Genomic DNA, 15263 nt, shown 5'->3' with positions numbered 1-15263 from the left:
TCCAGCGGGTAGTCCGTGCCCGAAAGCCCGGGGATATGGGGATACGCTTGACCTGTTGCACCGTCCGCGGACCAGAGGAACCCACATTGGAACTGCCCTTCGCGAAGTCTGACCGATCGACTCTCGGCATCGAGTGGGAACTGGCGCTGGTGGACCGACAGACCGGTGACCTGCGCAGCGTGGCCGAGCGGATCCTGGAGGCCACCCACGGCGACCTGCCCGAGCTGGCCTCCGATGAGGAGCACCCGTATGTGAAGCAGGAGCTGCTGCTGAACACCATCGAGCTGATCACCGATGTGTGCAACGACGTCGAAGAGGGCGTGGAGCAGCTGCGCGAGACGGCACGCAATGTGATGCGCCACTGCGAGCCTTTGGATGTGGACCTCTACTGCCAGGGCTCCCACCCCTTCGCCCCGCCGGCCAAGCAGCCGGTCACCGATAAGGAGCGCTATAACGAGCTGATCCGCCGCACCCAGTGGTGGGGCCGGCAGATGGTCATCTACGGGGTCCACGTGCATGTGGGCCTGGATGATGTGCGCCAGGCGATGCCCGCGGTGAACGCGCTGTGCAACTACAACGCCCACTTCCAGGCACTCTCGGCCTCCTCCCCCTTCTGGTCCGGGGAACGGACCGGCTACGCCTCCAACCGTTCGCTGATGTTCCAGCAGCTGCCCACCGCCGGGCAGTCGTATCAGTTCGAGGAATGGTCCGGCTATGAGCGGGCCGTGGCGGATCTGACCCATACCGGGGTCATCGACGATGTCAGCGAGGTCCGCTGGGACGTCAGGGCCGTTCCACGCCTGGGAACTGTGGAGATGCGCATCTGCGACGGCGTGGCCACACTGGAGGAGATCAGCGCACTGACAGCACTGACTCAGTGCATCGTCCATGACACCGTGCAGACTCTGGAGGACGGCGGCTCGGTGACCTCCATGCCGCCCTGGTACGTGAAGGAGAACAAGTGGCGCGCGGCACGCTACGGGCTGGAGGCCATCATCATCCTCAACGAGAACGGTGATGAGGAGCTGGTCACCGACCACCTGGCCAAGGAGCTGGAGCGCCTGGAGCCTGTGGCCAAGCAGCTCGGCTGCGAGAAGGAGCTGCGCCTGGTGGAGCGGATGATGGACGACGGCGCCGGCTACCAGCGCCAGCTCAAAGTCGCGGAGAACCACGACGGCGACCTGCGCCAAGTGGTCCTCGACTCCGCCGCCCGGACCCGGATGTCCATCAACGGCCCCGGCACCCTCTAGGCGTACTTCCCCATGAGGTGAGGGGTCAGACGCTGATGCGCTGCACCGGCTGCCCCGGGTCGGCCGAGATGTCCAGCGCGGAGGGCCCGACTTCGTCCGCCACCAGCTGAGCGCCCAGTGCAGCCACCATGGCCCCGTTGTCGGTGCACAGCGGGATCGGCGGCACGCGCAGCTCGATGCCGGCCGCGGCGCAGCGCTCGGCGAGCAGTTCGCGCAGCCGGCGGTTGGCGGCCACTCCCCCGCCCAGCAGCAGCGTGGTGATGCCGTGCTCCTGAGCCGCACGGACCGCCTTGGAGGTCAGCACATCCACCACGGCCTCCTGGAAGCTGGCGGCGATATCGGCGGTGGGCACCGGCTTCCCGGCCTTCTCGAACTGCTCGATGGCCCGTGCCACGGCGGTCTTCAGTCCGGAGAAGGACCAGTTGTGCCGGTGCTTGCCGGGGTCCTCCGCTGTTCCCACGAACTTGGGCATGGTCAGTCCGCGCGGGAAGGTGAACGCTTTGGCGTCGCCGTCGGCGGCGGTCTTGTCGATGGCCGGGCCGCCGGGGTAGCCCAGCCCGAGCAGACGGGCCGTCTTGTCGTAGGCCTCACCGGCCGCGTCGTCGATGGTGGAGCCCAACAGCTCCACGTCATGGGTCAGGGATCCCACGCGCAGAATCTCGGTATGCCCACCGGAGACCAGCAGCGCACCGGTATTGGGGGGCAGCTCCTGGACCGCGCCGTCCTGATCGTCCAGAAGCCCCACTCCCACATGGGCCACCAGGTGGTTGACCCCGTAGAGCGGCTTGCCGGAGGCCAGGGCCAGCCCCTTTGCGGAGGAGAGCCCCACCATGAGCGCACCGGCCAGGCCGGGACCTGCGGTCACGGCGATGGCGTCCACGTCCTCGAGCTCCACCCCAGCGGTGTCCAGGGCGCGGCGCAGCGTGGGCACGAAGGCCTCCAGATGCGCGCGGGCTGCGATCTCCGGGATGACACCGCCGAAGCGCACATGCTCCTCCATGGAGGAGGAGACCGTGTTGGCCAGCAGCTGGGTGCCGCGGACGATCCCCACGCCGGTCTCGTCGCAGGAGGTTTCGATGCCGAGGACCAGGGGCTCCCTGCCCTCAGGGCTCTGCGTGGATGTCATCGTGTCCCTCCTGCGCTGGAGCTGTCCTCGGAGGCCTTGCCGAAGGTGGCCGCCGTGGACGGGGCGTTCAGATCCTTCAGCGCCTTCTGCATGATCAGGGCGTCCTCACCGTCGGGGTAGTACTGCGGACGCGTGTGGATGTGTTCGAAGCCTTCGCGGCGGTAGAGCGCCTGGGCGCCGGGATTGTCCGCGCGGACCTCGAGGAGCACCTGCTCGGCCCGCCGACTGACGGCCGCCTCGATGATGGTCCGCAGCAACACTGTGCCGAGCCCGCGGCCCTGGGCCTCCGGGGCCACGGCGATCGTCTGGACGTCGGCGATCGGCAGCACGCACATCATGCCGGCGTAGCCGATGATCCGGACACCCTCAGACGTACTCTCCTCGATCACCCAGTACTGCCGGGTGGCCCGCTCCGGGGCGGCGGAGGGTTCTGCGTGGGAGAGCTCGTCATAGAAGAAGCTCTCCGGCCATGCGTCGTGCGGGAAGAGTCGGTTCTCCAGTTCCGACACGGGGGCGATGTCGGCGGCACTCATGGAGCGCAGCGCCGCACCGTCCGGAAGAGCTGCGCCCTCCGGCAGGGAGGAGGCATCCTGGCTCATGCGCCGGCCTTCTTCATCTGCTGTGGCACCTTCGCGTCGGATTCGCGCAGGTAGAGCGGCAGCGGCTCGCGGTACGGCGCACCCGGCCTTTCGGCCAGCAGCGCGATCTCTGCGGCATCAGGGAGCCAGTGAGCGGCCTCCTCGTGCAGGCCGTGCGGCAGCCGCAGCTGCTCCGGATAGAGGCCGACGCCGGCTCCGACGGCCGCACACGCAGGCGCATCCGCGGCTGCAGAGACATGAGGGCCCTCCACCAGGACGGGCTCTCCCGATCCTGCGGCGTAGCGAGCCCAGTAGACCTCCCGACGCCGGGCGTCGCTGACCGCCAGGAACTCTCCGCGGACACCGCTGCGAACCGCACGCAGGCCCAGCGAGTCCAGACTGCAGATCCCGCGCAGGGGAAGGCTCCAGGCCCCGGCCAGGCCGTGGGCCGCTGCCAGCCCCACACGCAGGCCGGTGAACGGACCCGGTCCGACACCGACGACGACGGCCTCCAGCTGCCCCCCTGCGGAGGCAGGATCCACCCCGATCTCCGCGAGGACATCACGGACTGAGACGGCCAGGACCTCGGTGTGGGCCGTAGTGGACTCGACCTGTCGGTGCGCGAGGATCTCACCGTCGCGGATCACCGCGACAGAGGCCCCTGCGGAGGAATCGATAGCAAGAAGCACCCCACCATCGTATCGGTGAGGCGCTTCCTGCGAGTCAGCCAGCGGCGCAGAGCAGGACCCCAGGAGGATCGGATCCTTCCCGCGATGCCGCGGACCGGCGGATCAGCTCTGGTCAGCCTCGGACTCGCTGTCATCGCTCGCGTCCTCGGCGCTGGGCTCCAGACCCAGGGCATCCATCATGGTGAAGAACAGGTCAGTCTGATCGCTGAGCCCCACCACATTGGCCCCTCCCGGGCCGAAAGCGGCGATGCGCAGCTGAGCACCGGTGTGCATCTGCGACTCGTCCTCCTCAGCAGTGCCGTACCCGATGGTCATCTCAGAGCCCTCTTCAGTGATGAGAGTGCGGGTCAGGCCCGGAGTGTCTTCACCGGTGGAGGTGATCTGGCTGGTGTGGGCGTGATCGGCGGTGACCACGACCAAGGTCTCCTCGTCCTCCTGGGCGAAGTCCAGCGCGACCTGAGCCGCCTCATCCAGGTCGATGGTCTCACCGATCTGGCCGCAGGGGTTCGCCGCGTGGTTCTCCTTGTCGATGGAAGCACCCTCCACCTGCAGGAAGAAGCCGTCATCATCGTTCAGCAGATCGATGGCCTTATCCGTCATGGTCGCCAGATCCGGGACATCGTCGGTGCGCTCCTCGTTCTCGGTGCACTGCTGCGCACCTTCCTCGGCGCCGCCCTCTGTGGCCAGCGGCCCCTCCCAGCGGACCGGCATATTGCCCTCGGAGAACAGACCCAGCAGCGGCTCATCCTGATCCGCGTTCTCCACACCGGCCAGCTCCTCAGCGTCGGAGACCATGTTGAAGCCGCGCTCATCGGCCTGCTCCTCAAGGGTCATCCCCTCCCACTCGCCGGCCGTGGCCTCCTGTGCGAAGGACTCGGAGCCCCCACCGAGGACCACATCGGGGCGCGTGTCCAGGTACTGCTCCGTGATGGACCCCGGGCCACCGTTCTCCAAGGCGAAGTCAGGGCATTCCTCGGATGCCTCCACCGGGCCGTAGCACCCGCGGCGATCGATGTGAGACACCAGCGCGGCCGGCGTCGCATCCTGGATCTCCGCAGTGGAGACGTTCCCGGTCTTCAGCCCGGCCTCCTGGGCGTGCTGCAGGATGGTGGTCTGCGGGTTGTACTCATGGTCGATGCCCAGCGCCCCGTTGTACGTCTTGGTGCCCGAGCCCCACGCCGTGGCCGAGGCCGCGGAATCCACCACGTAGTCCGACTCCCCGGTCTCCTCATCCACGGCGTAGGTGGTGTACTGGCCGGTCAGAGGAAACTGGTCCAGCCCCGGCAGGGAGCCCCCGGCCCCATACTCATAGTTGCGCGCGATGGTGATCTCAGAGTCAGCCATGCCGTCGCCGACCAGCAGGATGACGTTCTTGGCGTCGCTGTCTTCGATGGCCTCACGGATGGCGTCGGTCTGGTCGCCTTCGAATCGCTGCGCCCCTCCGTGCTCGGTGATGTCCCCGACAGCGCTGCGATCCACGTGGGCCTCGTGGCTGCCTGCGTCCCCCTGGGCATCGCCGCTGTCCTGCGCATCCGCTCCAGCCTCGCCACAGGCTGTGAGAGCGATCAGCGCGGTCAGGCCCAGCGCTGCCCACCGAGCGATGGGGCCGCGCAGGGCCCTCCTCGAAACGACGTCATTCGTTCTCCGCATAGGTCCTCTTCCCTCAGGCTTGGCTTGGATTCCGTTCGGCGGCGCAGGTCAGTCCGACCATCCGGGCCGAAGGCGCACTGGGACAGCCCCAACACCGCGTGGTTCAGCTCATCGGAGGAGAGTGACCAGCAGGTGACAGGCAGCTGAGAAGGACACGAACAGCCGGGAACCACAGGCGGAATACAAGTCCAGCTCGGGCATTCAGCCGTTCAGCGCATCCGGTGGCCGCAGCCACAGGGGGCCATAGCCGCGCAGCATGGCTCGCCGCGGAGTGCCCAGCAGATCCTCCTCAGACTCGGAGAAGTCGGTGATGATCTTCCCGCCCCCTGCCGAGCTGCGGTCCTCTGCGCTGATGCTCTCCAGCTCCAAGTCCAGCCAGGAGCCGCCCTCGCCCACCAGGGCGTGCTCCACCAGACCGCGACCCCACTCGATCACGGTCACCGAGCCCGCCAGCGTGGAGAGCAGGTCCAGGGACTCCAGCCCTTCGGCGTCGGTGCGGTAGGCGTCCACGTGGACCAGGTCCGGCCCTTCGGCGGCCCTGCGGTGGATGCGGCTGAGCACGAAGGTCGGCGAGCTGACCGGGCCGGTCACGTCCAGCCCCTCGGCCAGGCTCTGGGTGAAGGTGGTCTTGCCCGCACCGAGGCCGCCGGTGAGCACCAGCAACGTTCCTGCGGTCAGTTCGGCGGCAAGGATGTGGGCGAAGCGTTCGGTGGCCTCGAGATCCTCCAGCGGCATCTCCAGGGTCCAGTTCTCCCCGGTCAGCGGTGCTGCGGGCCCGTCGTCCTGCCGGCGGCTCACCGGACCCCCTGAGCGGTCGACTGCTGCACGCCCTCGGCCTCCTGGTCAGCCTCGATCTGATCCAGGCCGCTGTCGCGGACGATCCGTGGCACCCGGGCGCCGATGCGCGTGATGATCTCGTAGTTGATGGTCTGGGCGGCCGCGCCCCAGTCGGCTGCGGAAAGGCCTGAGTCGCCGCCGAAGAGGACGGCGTCGTCGCCTACCTGAACCTCGGTCTCTGGGTCCTCCAGGTCCACCACGAACTGATCCATAGCCACACGCCCCACTGAGCGGTAGACCCTGTCTCCGATCCGCACCGGCGCATCCACGGCGATGCGCGGGACGCCGTCGCCGTAGCCCAGCGGGATGAGCCCCAGGGAGGTGGGGCGGTCCACGCGGTGGGTCAGGCCGTAGCTGATGCCCTGCCCGGCCGGCACACGCTTCACATTGGAGACGGTGGTGCGCAGCTCCATCGTGGGCTTCAGGCCCAGGTCCTCCCCCGTGCGGTCTGCGAAGGGGCTCTGCCCGTAGACCCCGACGCCCACGCGCACCATGTCGAAGTGCGCATCCGGCCGGGACATAGCGGCGGGGGTGTTGGCCGCGTGGCGCAGGTCAGGGGTGATGCCGGCATCCTCGGCGGTGGCCACGGCCTCGCGGAAGAGAGCGAGCTGTTCGTCGGTCTCGCGGCGGTCAGGCTCATCGGCCACGGCCAGGTGGGTGAAGATGCCCTCCACACTGATCAGACCGCGCTCCTGGTGATCAGCGGCGGCACGCAGCAGCTCTGGCCACTTCTCCGTCGGGCAGCCGTTGCGGCCCAGGCCGGTGTCGATCTTCAGGTGCACGTGGGCAGGCGTCTGCAGAGCTGCGGCGGCCTCCGCCACGGCCTCGATCTCCCAGCCGGAGATGCCCAGGGCGATATGACGCTCCACGGCTGCGATGAAATCGGTGTCGCGGGTGTGCAGCCAGGCCAGGATGGGAGTCTCGATGCCGGAGTCGCGCAGCTCGATGGCCTCGGTGACATGGGCGACGCCCAACCAGTCGGCACCGCCGTCGAGGGCCGCCTGGGCAGCGGTGAGCGCGCCGTGGCCGTAGCCGTCCGCCTTCACGGCCACCATGACCTTGGCAGGAGAGACCGCCACAGCGATGGTGCGGACGTTATGCCTGATCGCAGCGGGGTCGATGATCGTTGCGCGCTCCAGACCCTCGAGCGGGCCGACGGTAGAACTCATGGTCTCCACTCTACGAGACCCGACCTCTGCACTCCGGGCGGCGTACCGAATCCGGATCCGACGCCGAAGGCCACAGCCGCGAGACCGTGGGCGATGAGGGCTCCGCGACGGCCGGTCCCACGGCGCTGGACACCGGCCGTTCGAGCCCGTGGTTCGTCGGCGTGCTCTCCCCAGCCGGCAGGCTCAAGACGCACCTGCCGGATCTGTGCTGTGCCCACGGCATGGCCCGGACAGCAGGCCCACCACCAGCGCCGAGGCGCCGAAGCCGCCGTGGCCCGCCGGGTCAAGACGTTCAGCGGCCTGGGCGTGCAGGCGGACGGCCAGTGCCGCACCTTCGGCCACAGCAAGCTCATCCTGCTGAGTGGCCAGCACGGCTCCGAGCACGCCGCTGAGCACATCTCCGCTGCCGGCGGTGGCCAGCCCCGGCGTCTGGGCCCGGTGCAGCAGAGTCTCTCCGCCGGGAGCCGCGATCACCGTGGTGGCCCCTTTGAGCAGAACGGTGGCCCCGGCAGACTCGGCCAGCGCCTCAGCCGCGGCCGCAGGGTCCGTGCTGAGCAGAGGCTCTACCTCGCGGAGCCCCAGCCCGTGGGCCATCCGCCGCGCCTCGCCCAGATGCGGGGTCAGCAGGACCTGCTCGCAGAGCGTGATCTCGGGGACCAGCGCCAGCGCGGAGGCATCCACCACACAGGGCCGGCGCTGATGCACCGCCCAACGGATCGCATCCGAGGCCGACTCCAGCTGGGCGGGGTCCTCCCCCAGTCCGGGCCCGACGACGACGGCACGGCACTTCTTCAGCCGCTCGTTGATCCCATCGGGCCCATAGTCGGGAGCGCCCACCACCTCCGGGGCCTCCATGAGGACCTGCCGGCGGACCTCCTCCGGGGCCTCCAGGGTCAGCATCCCGACGCCGGTGTTCAGAGCTGCGCCCACGGTCAGCTGCGCCGCCCCGGGATACTGCGGGGACCCCGCCAGGATGTGGACGGCCCCGCGGGAGTATTTGTGGTCGGCGCTCCGGGGCGGGGTCCAGGAGGAGGCCGGGTCCCAGTCCTCTGGGAGCAGCTGAGCGCGCGGCGTCGGGAGGTGTTCTCGCAGGCCTATGTCCACCGCATGGATGCGTCCGCTCAGGTGTCCGCCATCGCCGGTGAGCAGCCCGAGCTTGAGTCCGCCGAAGGTGACGGTGTGGTCGGCGGGGATCGCGGAGCCGCGGACCTCTCCGGTGTCCGCATCCACGCCGGAGGGCAGGTCGCAGGCCACCACAGCGGTGCCCTCGGGGATCTGCGGGGCGTCGAACTCGCCGTGGAAGCCGGTGCCGAGGACGGCGTCGATGATGAGCTCGGTCTGCGCCGGGATCTCCTCGACCACCCGGCCGCCGGCGTCGCAGAAGGCCTGCAGCGCCTCCTGATGGGCACGTCCGCGGGTCAGCACCGCACTGGCGTCCACTCCGCGACGGCGCAGAAAGGTCAGAGCCCAGAGGCCGTCGCCGCCGTTGTTCCCGGAGCCGATCAGCCCCGTGACCCGCGCACCATAGACCCGGGCCCCAGAGACCTGCGCGCCAGGGTCCCACGCACCGCGCGCAGCAGCACCGGAACCGGCGCGCAGCAGCTTCAGCACCACGGCGGCCAGCCCCCAGGAGGCTCGGCGCATCAGGGCGGGCCCGTGGCCGGCCTCAAGCAGGGGCATCTCCGCCGCGCGCACCTGTGCCCCGGTCCAGACCGGGGCCAGGGGCAGAGCAGAGGTCATGGGATCAGCCTTCGGCGACCACCATGGCGGTGGCGACGTCGCCGTCGTGGGAGAGGGAGAGGTGCCAGCTCTTCACACCGCGCTGCTCGGCGACGGCGGCCACGGTGCCCTCCACGTGGACCTGCGGGGCGCCGGCGGCGTTGAGCACCACCTGACAGTCCTGCCAGTTCATGCCGGCCGGGGCGCCGAGGGCCTTGGCCACAGCTTCCTTGGCGGCGAAGCGCGCGGCCAGGGAACGGGTGTTGAGCTCACGCTCGGCGGGGACGAAGAGCCGCTCGCGCAGGGCCGGGGCCCTGCGCAGCTGCTGCTCGAAGCGAGTGACCAGAACGACGTCGACGCCGATCCCCACGATCATGTGACTCTCCCCCTCTATAAGTCTTCGGACTCAGTCTCTGTCCGGGCTCAGACTCAGACCGGTCCGATCACTCCACGGTGACGGACTTGGCCAGGTTGCGCGGCTGGTCCACGTCGTAGCCCTTCTCAGCAGCCAGCGCGCAGGCGAAGATCTGCAGGGGCACGGTGGTCAGCAGCGGCATCAGCAGCGGCTGGGTCTCCGGCACATGGAAGACGGTCTCGGAGAACTCGCGCACGGCGTCATCACCGTCCTCAGCCACAGTGATGGTCTTGGCGCCGCGGGCGCGGACCTCCTGGATGTTGGAGACCACCTTGGAGTGCAGCGAGTGGCGCCCGTGCGGCGAGGGCACGACGACGAACACCGGCTGGCCTTCCTCGATCAGCGCGATCGGGCCGTGCTTGAGCTCGCCGGCGGCGAAGCCCTCGGCGTGGATGTAGGCCAGCTCCTTGAGCTTGAGAGCGCCCTCCATGGCCACCGGGAAGCCGACGTGGCGGCCCAGGAACAGCACCGAGGGGGTGTCGGCCATCCGGCGGGCCAGGTCCTTGATCTGGTCGGCGTTGTCCAGGATGCTCTGGATCTTGGACGGGATGCTGTGCAGGTCGGCCAGGATGTCCTTGATCTGGCCGGTGAACAGCTGGCCGCGCAGCTGGCCCAGGTAGAGGCCCAGCAGGTAGGAGGCGGTGACCATGGCCAGGAAGGCCTTGGTGGAGGCCACTGCGATCTCCGGACCGGCGTGCAGGTAGAGCACGGCGTCGGACTCGCGCGGGATGGTGGATCCGTTGGTGTTGCAGATGGCCAGGGTCCGGGCGCCCTGCTCCTTGGCGTAGCGGACGGCCATGAGGGTGTCCATGGTCTCGCCGGACTGGGAGATGGACACCACCAGGGTGGTCTCGTCGATGATCGGGTCGCGGTAACGGAACTCGTGGGCGAGCTCCACCTCCACGGGAATGCGGGTCCAGTGCTCGATCGCGTACTTGGCGACCTGACCGGCGTAGGCGGCGGTGCCGCAGGCCAGCACGATGATCTTGGAGGTGTTCTTCAGCTCCTCCGGATCGATGCGCAGCTCATCCAGGGCCAGGCGGCCCTCGGCGTCGGTGCGCCCCAGCAGGGTCTCCTCGACGGCCTTGGGCTGCTCGTTGATCTCCTTCTCCATGAAGGAGTCGTAGCCGCCCTTCTCCGCGGCGGAGGCGTCCCAGTCGATGTGGAAGCGCTTGCCCTCAGCGGAGGAGCCGTCGAAGTTGATGATGGTCACGTCACCGGTGGTGATGGTGACGATCTGGTCCTGCTCCAGCTCGACGGCCTCACGAGTGAAGTCGATGAAGCCGGAGACGTCGGACCCCAGGAAGTTCTCGCCCTCGCCCAGGCCGATGACCAGCGGGGAGTTGCGGCGGGAGGCGACCACCCGGTCGGGCTGATCGGCGTGGACGGCCAGCAGGGTGAAGGCACCCTCGAGCTCGTTGGAGGCCAGGCGCATGGCCTCGGTGAGGTCGCCCTCGGCGTCGCCGGTGAAGCAGCGGCCGATCAGCTTGGCTGCGACCTCGGTGTCCGTCTGGGACTCGAAGGTGTGACCCTCGGCCCGCAGCTTCTCCTTGAGCTCGGCGAAGTTCTCGATGATGCCGTTGTGGATCACGGCGAGCTTGGCCTCGTCGGCCAGGTGCGGGTGCGCGTTCTGGTCGGTGGGGCCGCCGTGGGTGGCCCAGCGGGTGTGACCGATGCCCAGCGAGGCGGGAGCCACCGGGGACTCCTCGATCTCGTTGATGAGGTTCACCAGCTTCCCGGACTTCTTCCGAGCTTCGACCCGACCTCCGGTGACCGTTGCCACACCGGCAGAGTCATAGCCGCGGTACTCCAAGCGCCGCAGCCCTTCCAACAACACGTCCAGAGCCTGATGCTCAGCAGACTTCTCCGGCAGACCGATGTAGCCAACAATTCCACACATGCCTTCTAGGGTACCGCGGGAATCAGGTGCGGACTCACTCCGACGCAGGGGCCTCACCTGTGCCGCGCTCGACGAGATCCTCGCCGCTCGAACTGCTCCACGACGACGTCGCACCTGACGCGCAGAGCCCGCAGGAGGCCCGCAACCACTACCGCGCGGTGATCCTGTTCCCCATCTCCGTGCTGATCGGCCTGATCGGCGCGGTGGCCGGGCTCCTCTTCCCCGCGCAGGTCGGCGAGGGATCCTTCCTGACCAATCCGTTGCTGGGCATGATCATGTTCGGCATGGGCCTGACCGTCCGTCCCGCCGACTTCCTGCTGGTGCTGAAGAAGCCGCTGCCGGTGCTGCTGGTGGTGCTGATGATCGCCCAGTACGCGAACATGCCGCTGAGGCGACTCAGCCGTCGTCGGAGTCTGAGCTGAGTTCGACGAGCTCCACATCTCCGGTGCTGTCCATGATCACCAGAGAATAGGACCCGCTGAGGCGCTCCTCGATGAGTCCTGCGAGCGCCGACGCCTGCGCCTCTCCTTCGCCTTCAGAGACTCGGACCTCGACGCTCTGCTCCCCTGAGGCGTCACGGGACCAGTCCAGGAATGTCACCTCGCCTGAGAGATCGCCTTCAGCGGCCGCCTCGGCCACCTGCTCAAGCGCTCGAGTCCCTCCTCGCTCTCCCCAGCGGTGGCACTCAGCAGGACGGTGACCGAGTCCTCGTCCTCCGATACGTCGGTGATGACCCCTCCCTCGGGGTAGAAGAGCACCTGGCCCTCCAGGGAGAGACCGATGTTCTGCAGACCGGCCGGCGTCTCGTGACTCTGCCAGGAACGGAACGCCTCAAGGTCTGCGGCATCGGCCCTGGAAGACCCCAGCTGGACATTCATGGCGAGCCCGTGGTCACCGGTGACCAGACTGGCTGAAGCCGGCTCCTCCTCCAGCAAGAGCGCCACCATGTCACCCCATGTATCTTCCGTGAGGGTCTCCAATTCGAATGACCGACCTCCGTCCGCGGTGAGGCTGGGGGCGCTCGAATCGTGCACGTCGCCCACGACGATGGTGACGTCAGTGAGTTGGTGATCCCGCTCCAGGCTTCGCTCGGTCCGCGACTCCGAGGGCCCGCATCCCGTCAGCACCAGCAGCCCCACGGCACCCGCTCCGAGCACCTGAGCCCGACGCCGACGCTCCCCCTGCACACCTCACGCTCTGCCCTTCCCACGTGATCCGCTCTCTGCCTTCCCAACCGTAGAAGAGAGCCTCGGCCGGGCCCGTTCCGGTATCGTGTCAGCGTGTCACTCCACTCACCTGACGAGGGGCCCCGCGCGGGCGACGGGCAGCCGCCTGCCGAACGACGTGCCCCCACGACGGCGACCGGCCCCATCCCGGCGGTCTACTCGAACACAGCCCCCTGGGCGAGCTCCCCGCCGTTCGAGGAGTCGCCCAACGCCTCCTATTCACCCTTCGTGGAGTTGGACCGCCAGGCCTGGGCCCGACTGGCCGACACCATCGAACAGCCGCTGAACCAGGACGACGTCGACCGCCTGCGCGGCATCGGCGAGCACCTCTCCCTGAACGAGGTGGAGCAGATCTACCTGCCGCTGTCCCGACTGCTGTCCATCTACGTGGAGAGCGCCGCCCAGCTGCGCGCCTCGGCCAACGACTTCCTGGGCGAGCAGACCCGGCGCACGCCCTTTGTGATCGGCGTGGCCGGATCCGTCGCCGTCGGGAAGTCCACCACCGCCCGTGTGCTGCAGGAGATGCTGCGCCGCTGGCCCTCCACCCCGCGGGTGGAGCTGGTGACCACCGACGGCTTCCTCTACCCCAACGCGGAGCTGAAGCGCCGCGGGATCATGGACCGCAAGGGCTTCCCGGAGGCCTATGACCGCCGTGCTCTGCTGCGGATGGTCTCGGAGGTGAAGTCCGGCAAGCCGGAGGTCACCGCGCCGAAGTACTCCCATCTGAAGTACGACATCATCCCAGAAGAGAAGGTCGTGGTACGTCGCCCCGATGTGCTCATCGTGGAGGGGCTCAACGTGTTGCAGCCCGCCCGGGTGCGCGAGGACGGCACCACCGGTCTGGCGCTGAGCGACTTCTTCGACTTCTCCATCTACGTGGACGCCAAGCAGCGCCACATCGAGCAGTGGTACGTGGACCGGTTCATGCGCTGGCGCTACGGAGCCTTCGCGGATCCGGAGAGCTACTTCCACCAGTACTCGTATCTCACCGACGAGGAAGCACGCGCCCGAGCCACCGACATCTGGCAGCGCATCAACGGGCCCAACCTTCGGGAGAACATCCAGCCCACCCGCTCCCGAGCACGTCTGGTGATGTCGAAGTCGGAGGACCACTCGGTCTCTCGGGTGCTGCTGAGGAAGGTCTGAGCATGGAACCGGCAGGACTGCGCCGAATCTCCCACCGCCTGGGTGCCGCGGCCGCCGCGCTGGCCCTGCTGGTCGCCTGCTCCGATCCGGAGTCAGCCGGCCCCACCCAGGGGCCCACAGAACCGACGACGACGCCGGCCACAGGTTCCGATCCGGCTGAGGCCAGCCCTCAGCCCGAGCCCACTCCGGAGCGGGCCAGCGATCCCTCCTGGGATCCGGATTCCATCCACGTGCTGGTCAATCCGCTGAACCCGCTGGAGCCGTTGGACTATGAGCCCCAGGACCTGGTGGAGCCGGAGGTTCGCATCACCACCGAGACCCCGCAGCTGCTGCGCGAGGAGCCGGCCGAGGCCCTGGAAGAACTCTTCGCGGCCATCCAGGGCGAGGGGATGGAGCTGGCGATGACCAGCGCATACCGCTCCTATGACCAGCAGTCGGCGATCTACCAGGAGCGAGCCGCCGAGCAGGGCACCGAGGCCACCGATGAGGCCATGGCCCGGCCCGGCTACTCCGAGCATCAGACCGGCCTGGCCGCCGATGTCATCTCCATCGACAACCCCGACTGCATCCACGGCGGCTGCTTCGCCGACACTCCGGAGGGCCAGTGGGTGGTGGAGAACGCCCATGAGTTCGGGTTCATCATCCGCTACCCCGAGGGCGCGGAGGACATCACCGGATACCAGTACGAGCCCTGGCATCTGCGCTATGTGGGCGTGGAGACCGCCCAGGAGGTCGTCGAGGAGGATGTGGCCCTCGAGGAGTACTGGGATCTGCCGGATGCGGCTGAGTACGACGAACAGGATCCGCCGGAGCCTGAGGATCCGGAGTTTGAGGATCCTCAGCAGGAGAACGGCTCGCCGGAGAACCCGGAGGGGCCTGCGCACCAGGAAGGTGCCCCACAGCAGGAGGGCTCGGCAGAGGGCTGAGCCGCTGCTGAGGCGGCCCGCTGCGGCTGCCCGAGCCGCCGGCGTGGGGACCTGCTGGTCACCGCCGGCTCAGCGACCGGCGTCGGGGTCACTCGCCCCAGACGATGCCCTTGGCCTTGCCCAGCAGACCCTTGTTGTTCTTCTCCTCCTCAGCCTTGGCGGCCTCTTCCTCGGCCATGCGCTCGGCTTCCACCAGGGAGGCGATGTAGGCCGGGTTGGTCACTTCGGTCTGAGCCTTGAGCTGATCGCGGATCTCCTTGAGGAGAGTGATGTTCTCCTCCTCTTCGTCCTCGGGCTCGCCCAGGGCCTTGTTGCGGGCCTCTATCATCTTGTTCATCGGCATGATGACGACGAAGTAGATCGCGGCGGCGATGAGCACGAAGTTCACCACGGTGGTCAGCAGGACGCCGAACTGGATGGGCGGACCGTCCATCACGCGCACCACTGCGAACTCGTCGAAGTCGGGCTCACCGCCCACCACCGAAGCGACCAGGGGCATCAGCACGCTCTCCACGAGCGCGTTGACCACAGCGCCGAACGCCGTGCCGATGACGACAGCAGTGGCAAGGTCGATGACGTTGCCCTGCATCAGGAAGTCTTTGAAACCCTTGAGCATGGCACAAGTGTAAGGC

15 protein-coding genes and 1 pseudogene are annotated in these 15263 nt (G+C 68.3%); 4 read left to right on the top strand and 12 right to left on the bottom strand.

From position 1 onward, the window contains the following. The first annotated feature begins 86 nt into the window (after positions 1-86). Entirely contained in the window at positions 87-1250 is a 1164-nt protein-coding gene (locus tag IEW85_RS08440; RefSeq protein WP_188684621.1) for a glutamate--cysteine ligase, read from the top strand. Positions 1251-1275: 25 nt separating this feature from the next. Here the strand turns inward: IEW85_RS08440 and tsaD are convergent, their stop codons facing one another. The 9 genes from tsaD to glmS form a co-directional block, all read right to left on the bottom strand. Then, complete coding sequence (tsaD, locus tag IEW85_RS08435; protein ID WP_188684619.1) at positions 1276-2376, bottom strand: tRNA (adenosine(37)-N6)-threonylcarbamoyltransferase complex transferase subunit TsaD; 1101 nt, start codon at positions 2374-2376, stop codon at positions 1276-1278. Beyond that, on the bottom strand, positions 2373-2975 hold the full coding sequence (gene rimI / locus IEW85_RS08430; protein ID WP_188684617.1) for a ribosomal protein S18-alanine N-acetyltransferase: 603 nt from the start codon (positions 2973-2975) through the stop codon (positions 2373-2375). Before rimI ends, tsaD begins: the two co-directional genes overlap by 4 nt. Then, entirely contained in the window at positions 2972-3643 is a 672-nt protein-coding gene (gene tsaB / locus IEW85_RS08425; protein ID WP_188684615.1) for a tRNA (adenosine(37)-N6)-threonylcarbamoyltransferase complex dimerization subunit type 1 TsaB, read from the bottom strand. Before tsaB ends, rimI begins: the two co-directional genes overlap by 4 nt. 102 nt (positions 3644-3745) lie before the next feature. Then, the gene (gene phoA / locus IEW85_RS08420; RefSeq protein ID WP_188684614.1) at positions 3746-5293 is read right to left on the bottom strand and encodes an alkaline phosphatase; all 1548 of its coding nucleotides are present in this window, start codon (positions 5291-5293) and stop codon (positions 3746-3748) included. A 201-nt stretch (positions 5294-5494) separates the two neighbouring features. Next, on the bottom strand, positions 5495-6091 hold the full coding sequence (tsaE, locus tag IEW85_RS08415) for a tRNA (adenosine(37)-N6)-threonylcarbamoyltransferase complex ATPase subunit type 1 TsaE (protein WP_229658903.1): 597 nt from the start codon (positions 6089-6091) through the stop codon (positions 5495-5497). Beyond that, complete coding sequence (gene alr, locus IEW85_RS08410) at positions 6088-7299, bottom strand: alanine racemase (RefSeq protein ID WP_188684612.1); 1212 nt, start codon at positions 7297-7299, stop codon at positions 6088-6090. Before alr ends, tsaE begins: the two co-directional genes overlap by 4 nt. A gap of 183 nt (positions 7300-7482) precedes the next feature. Beyond that, the gene (locus tag IEW85_RS08405; RefSeq protein ID WP_188684610.1) at positions 7483-9039 is read right to left on the bottom strand and encodes an NAD(P)H-hydrate dehydratase; all 1557 of its coding nucleotides are present in this window, start codon (positions 9037-9039) and stop codon (positions 7483-7485) included. A gap of 4 nt (positions 9040-9043) precedes the next feature. Beyond that, positions 9044-9394 (bottom strand): holo-ACP synthase, encoded by a 351-nt coding sequence (locus IEW85_RS08400; RefSeq protein WP_188684608.1) that lies wholly within the window; start codon positions 9392-9394, stop codon positions 9044-9046. Positions 9395-9461: 67 nt separating this feature from the next. Next, on the bottom strand, positions 9462-11333 hold the full coding sequence (gene glmS / locus IEW85_RS08395) for a glutamine--fructose-6-phosphate transaminase (isomerizing) (protein WP_188684606.1): 1872 nt from the start codon (positions 11331-11333) through the stop codon (positions 9462-9464). Between the two features lie 59 nt (positions 11334-11392). Here glmS and IEW85_RS08390 point away from each other — a divergent pair, with 59 nt between their 5' ends. Continuing rightward, on the top strand, positions 11393-11755 hold the full coding sequence (locus IEW85_RS08390; protein ID WP_188684604.1) for a hypothetical protein: 363 nt from the start codon (positions 11393-11395) through the stop codon (positions 11753-11755). Here IEW85_RS08390 and IEW85_RS08385 read toward each other — a convergent pair. Then, on the bottom strand, positions 11730-11933 hold the full coding sequence (locus IEW85_RS08385) for a hypothetical protein (RefSeq protein WP_188684602.1): 204 nt from the start codon (positions 11931-11933) through the stop codon (positions 11730-11732). The two genes, IEW85_RS08390 and IEW85_RS08385, sit on opposite strands and share 26 nt — an antisense overlap. Continuing rightward, positions 11930-12280: a hypothetical protein gene (locus IEW85_RS08380; RefSeq protein WP_229658902.1), complete on the bottom strand. Its 351-nt coding sequence runs from the start codon at positions 12278-12280 to the stop codon at positions 11930-11932. Before IEW85_RS08380 ends, IEW85_RS08385 begins: the two co-directional genes overlap by 4 nt. Positions 12281-12787: 507 nt before the next feature. Here IEW85_RS08380 and coaA point away from each other — a divergent pair. Both coaA and IEW85_RS08370 read left to right on the top strand, forming a co-directional pair. Next, positions 12788-13705 carry a type I pantothenate kinase gene (gene coaA / locus IEW85_RS08375; RefSeq protein ID WP_229658914.1) on the top strand — a complete coding sequence of 306 codons (918 nt, stop codon included), beginning with the start codon at positions 12788-12790 and terminating at the stop codon, positions 13703-13705. Positions 13706-13707: 2 nt separating this feature from the next. Further along, positions 13708-14631: a M15 family metallopeptidase gene (locus IEW85_RS08370; protein WP_188684598.1), complete on the top strand. Its 924-nt coding sequence runs from the start codon at positions 13708-13710 to the stop codon at positions 14629-14631. A 229-nt stretch (positions 14632-14860) separates the two neighbouring features. Here the strand turns inward: IEW85_RS08370 and mscL are convergent. Further along, a pseudogene (gene mscL, locus IEW85_RS08365) lies at positions 14861-15247 on the bottom strand (large conductance mechanosensitive channel protein MscL); the annotation flags it as partial. Positions 15248-15263 lie beyond the last annotated feature (16 nt).

The sequence above is a fragment of the Nesterenkonia cremea genome, assembly GCF_014642675.1.
Lineage (GTDB): Bacteria > Actinomycetota > Actinomycetes > Actinomycetales > Micrococcaceae > Nesterenkonia > Nesterenkonia cremea.
This window is presented reverse-complemented; position numbering and strand designations above follow the sequence as displayed.

What these genes read in the sequence shown, in the direction of transcription:
- tsaD (WP_188684619.1), bottom strand. Translation starts at nt 2,376, where the DNA reads ATGACATCCACGCAGAGCCCTGAGGGCAGGGAGCCCCTGGTCCTCGGC.
- rimI (WP_188684617.1), bottom strand. Translation starts at nt 2,975, where the DNA reads ATGAGCCAGGATGCCTCCTCCCTGCCGGAGGGCGCAGCTCTTCCGGAC.
- phoA (WP_188684614.1), bottom strand. Translation starts at nt 5,293, where the DNA reads ATGCGGAGAACGAATGACGTCGTTTCGAGGAGGGCCCTGCGCGGCCCC.
- alr (WP_188684612.1), bottom strand. Translation starts at nt 7,299, where the DNA reads ATGAGTTCTACCGTCGGCCCGCTCGAGGGTCTGGAGCGCGCAACGATC.
- IEW85_RS08405 (WP_188684610.1), bottom strand. Translation starts at nt 9,039, where the DNA reads ATGACCTCTGCTCTGCCCCTGGCCCCGGTCTGGACCGGGGCACAGGTG.
- IEW85_RS08400 (WP_188684608.1), bottom strand. Translation starts at nt 9,394, where the DNA reads ATGATCGTGGGGATCGGCGTCGACGTCGTTCTGGTCACTCGCTTCGAG.
- glmS (WP_188684606.1), bottom strand. Translation starts at nt 11,333, where the DNA reads ATGTGTGGAATTGTTGGCTACATCGGTCTGCCGGAGAAGTCTGCTGAG.
- IEW85_RS08380 (WP_229658902.1), bottom strand. Translation starts at nt 12,280, where the DNA reads ATGGTGGCGCTCTTGCTGGAGGAGGAGCCGGCTTCAGCCAGTCTGGTC.
- IEW85_RS08370 (WP_188684598.1), top strand. Translation starts at nt 13,708, where the DNA reads ATGGAACCGGCAGGACTGCGCCGAATCTCCCACCGCCTGGGTGCCGCG.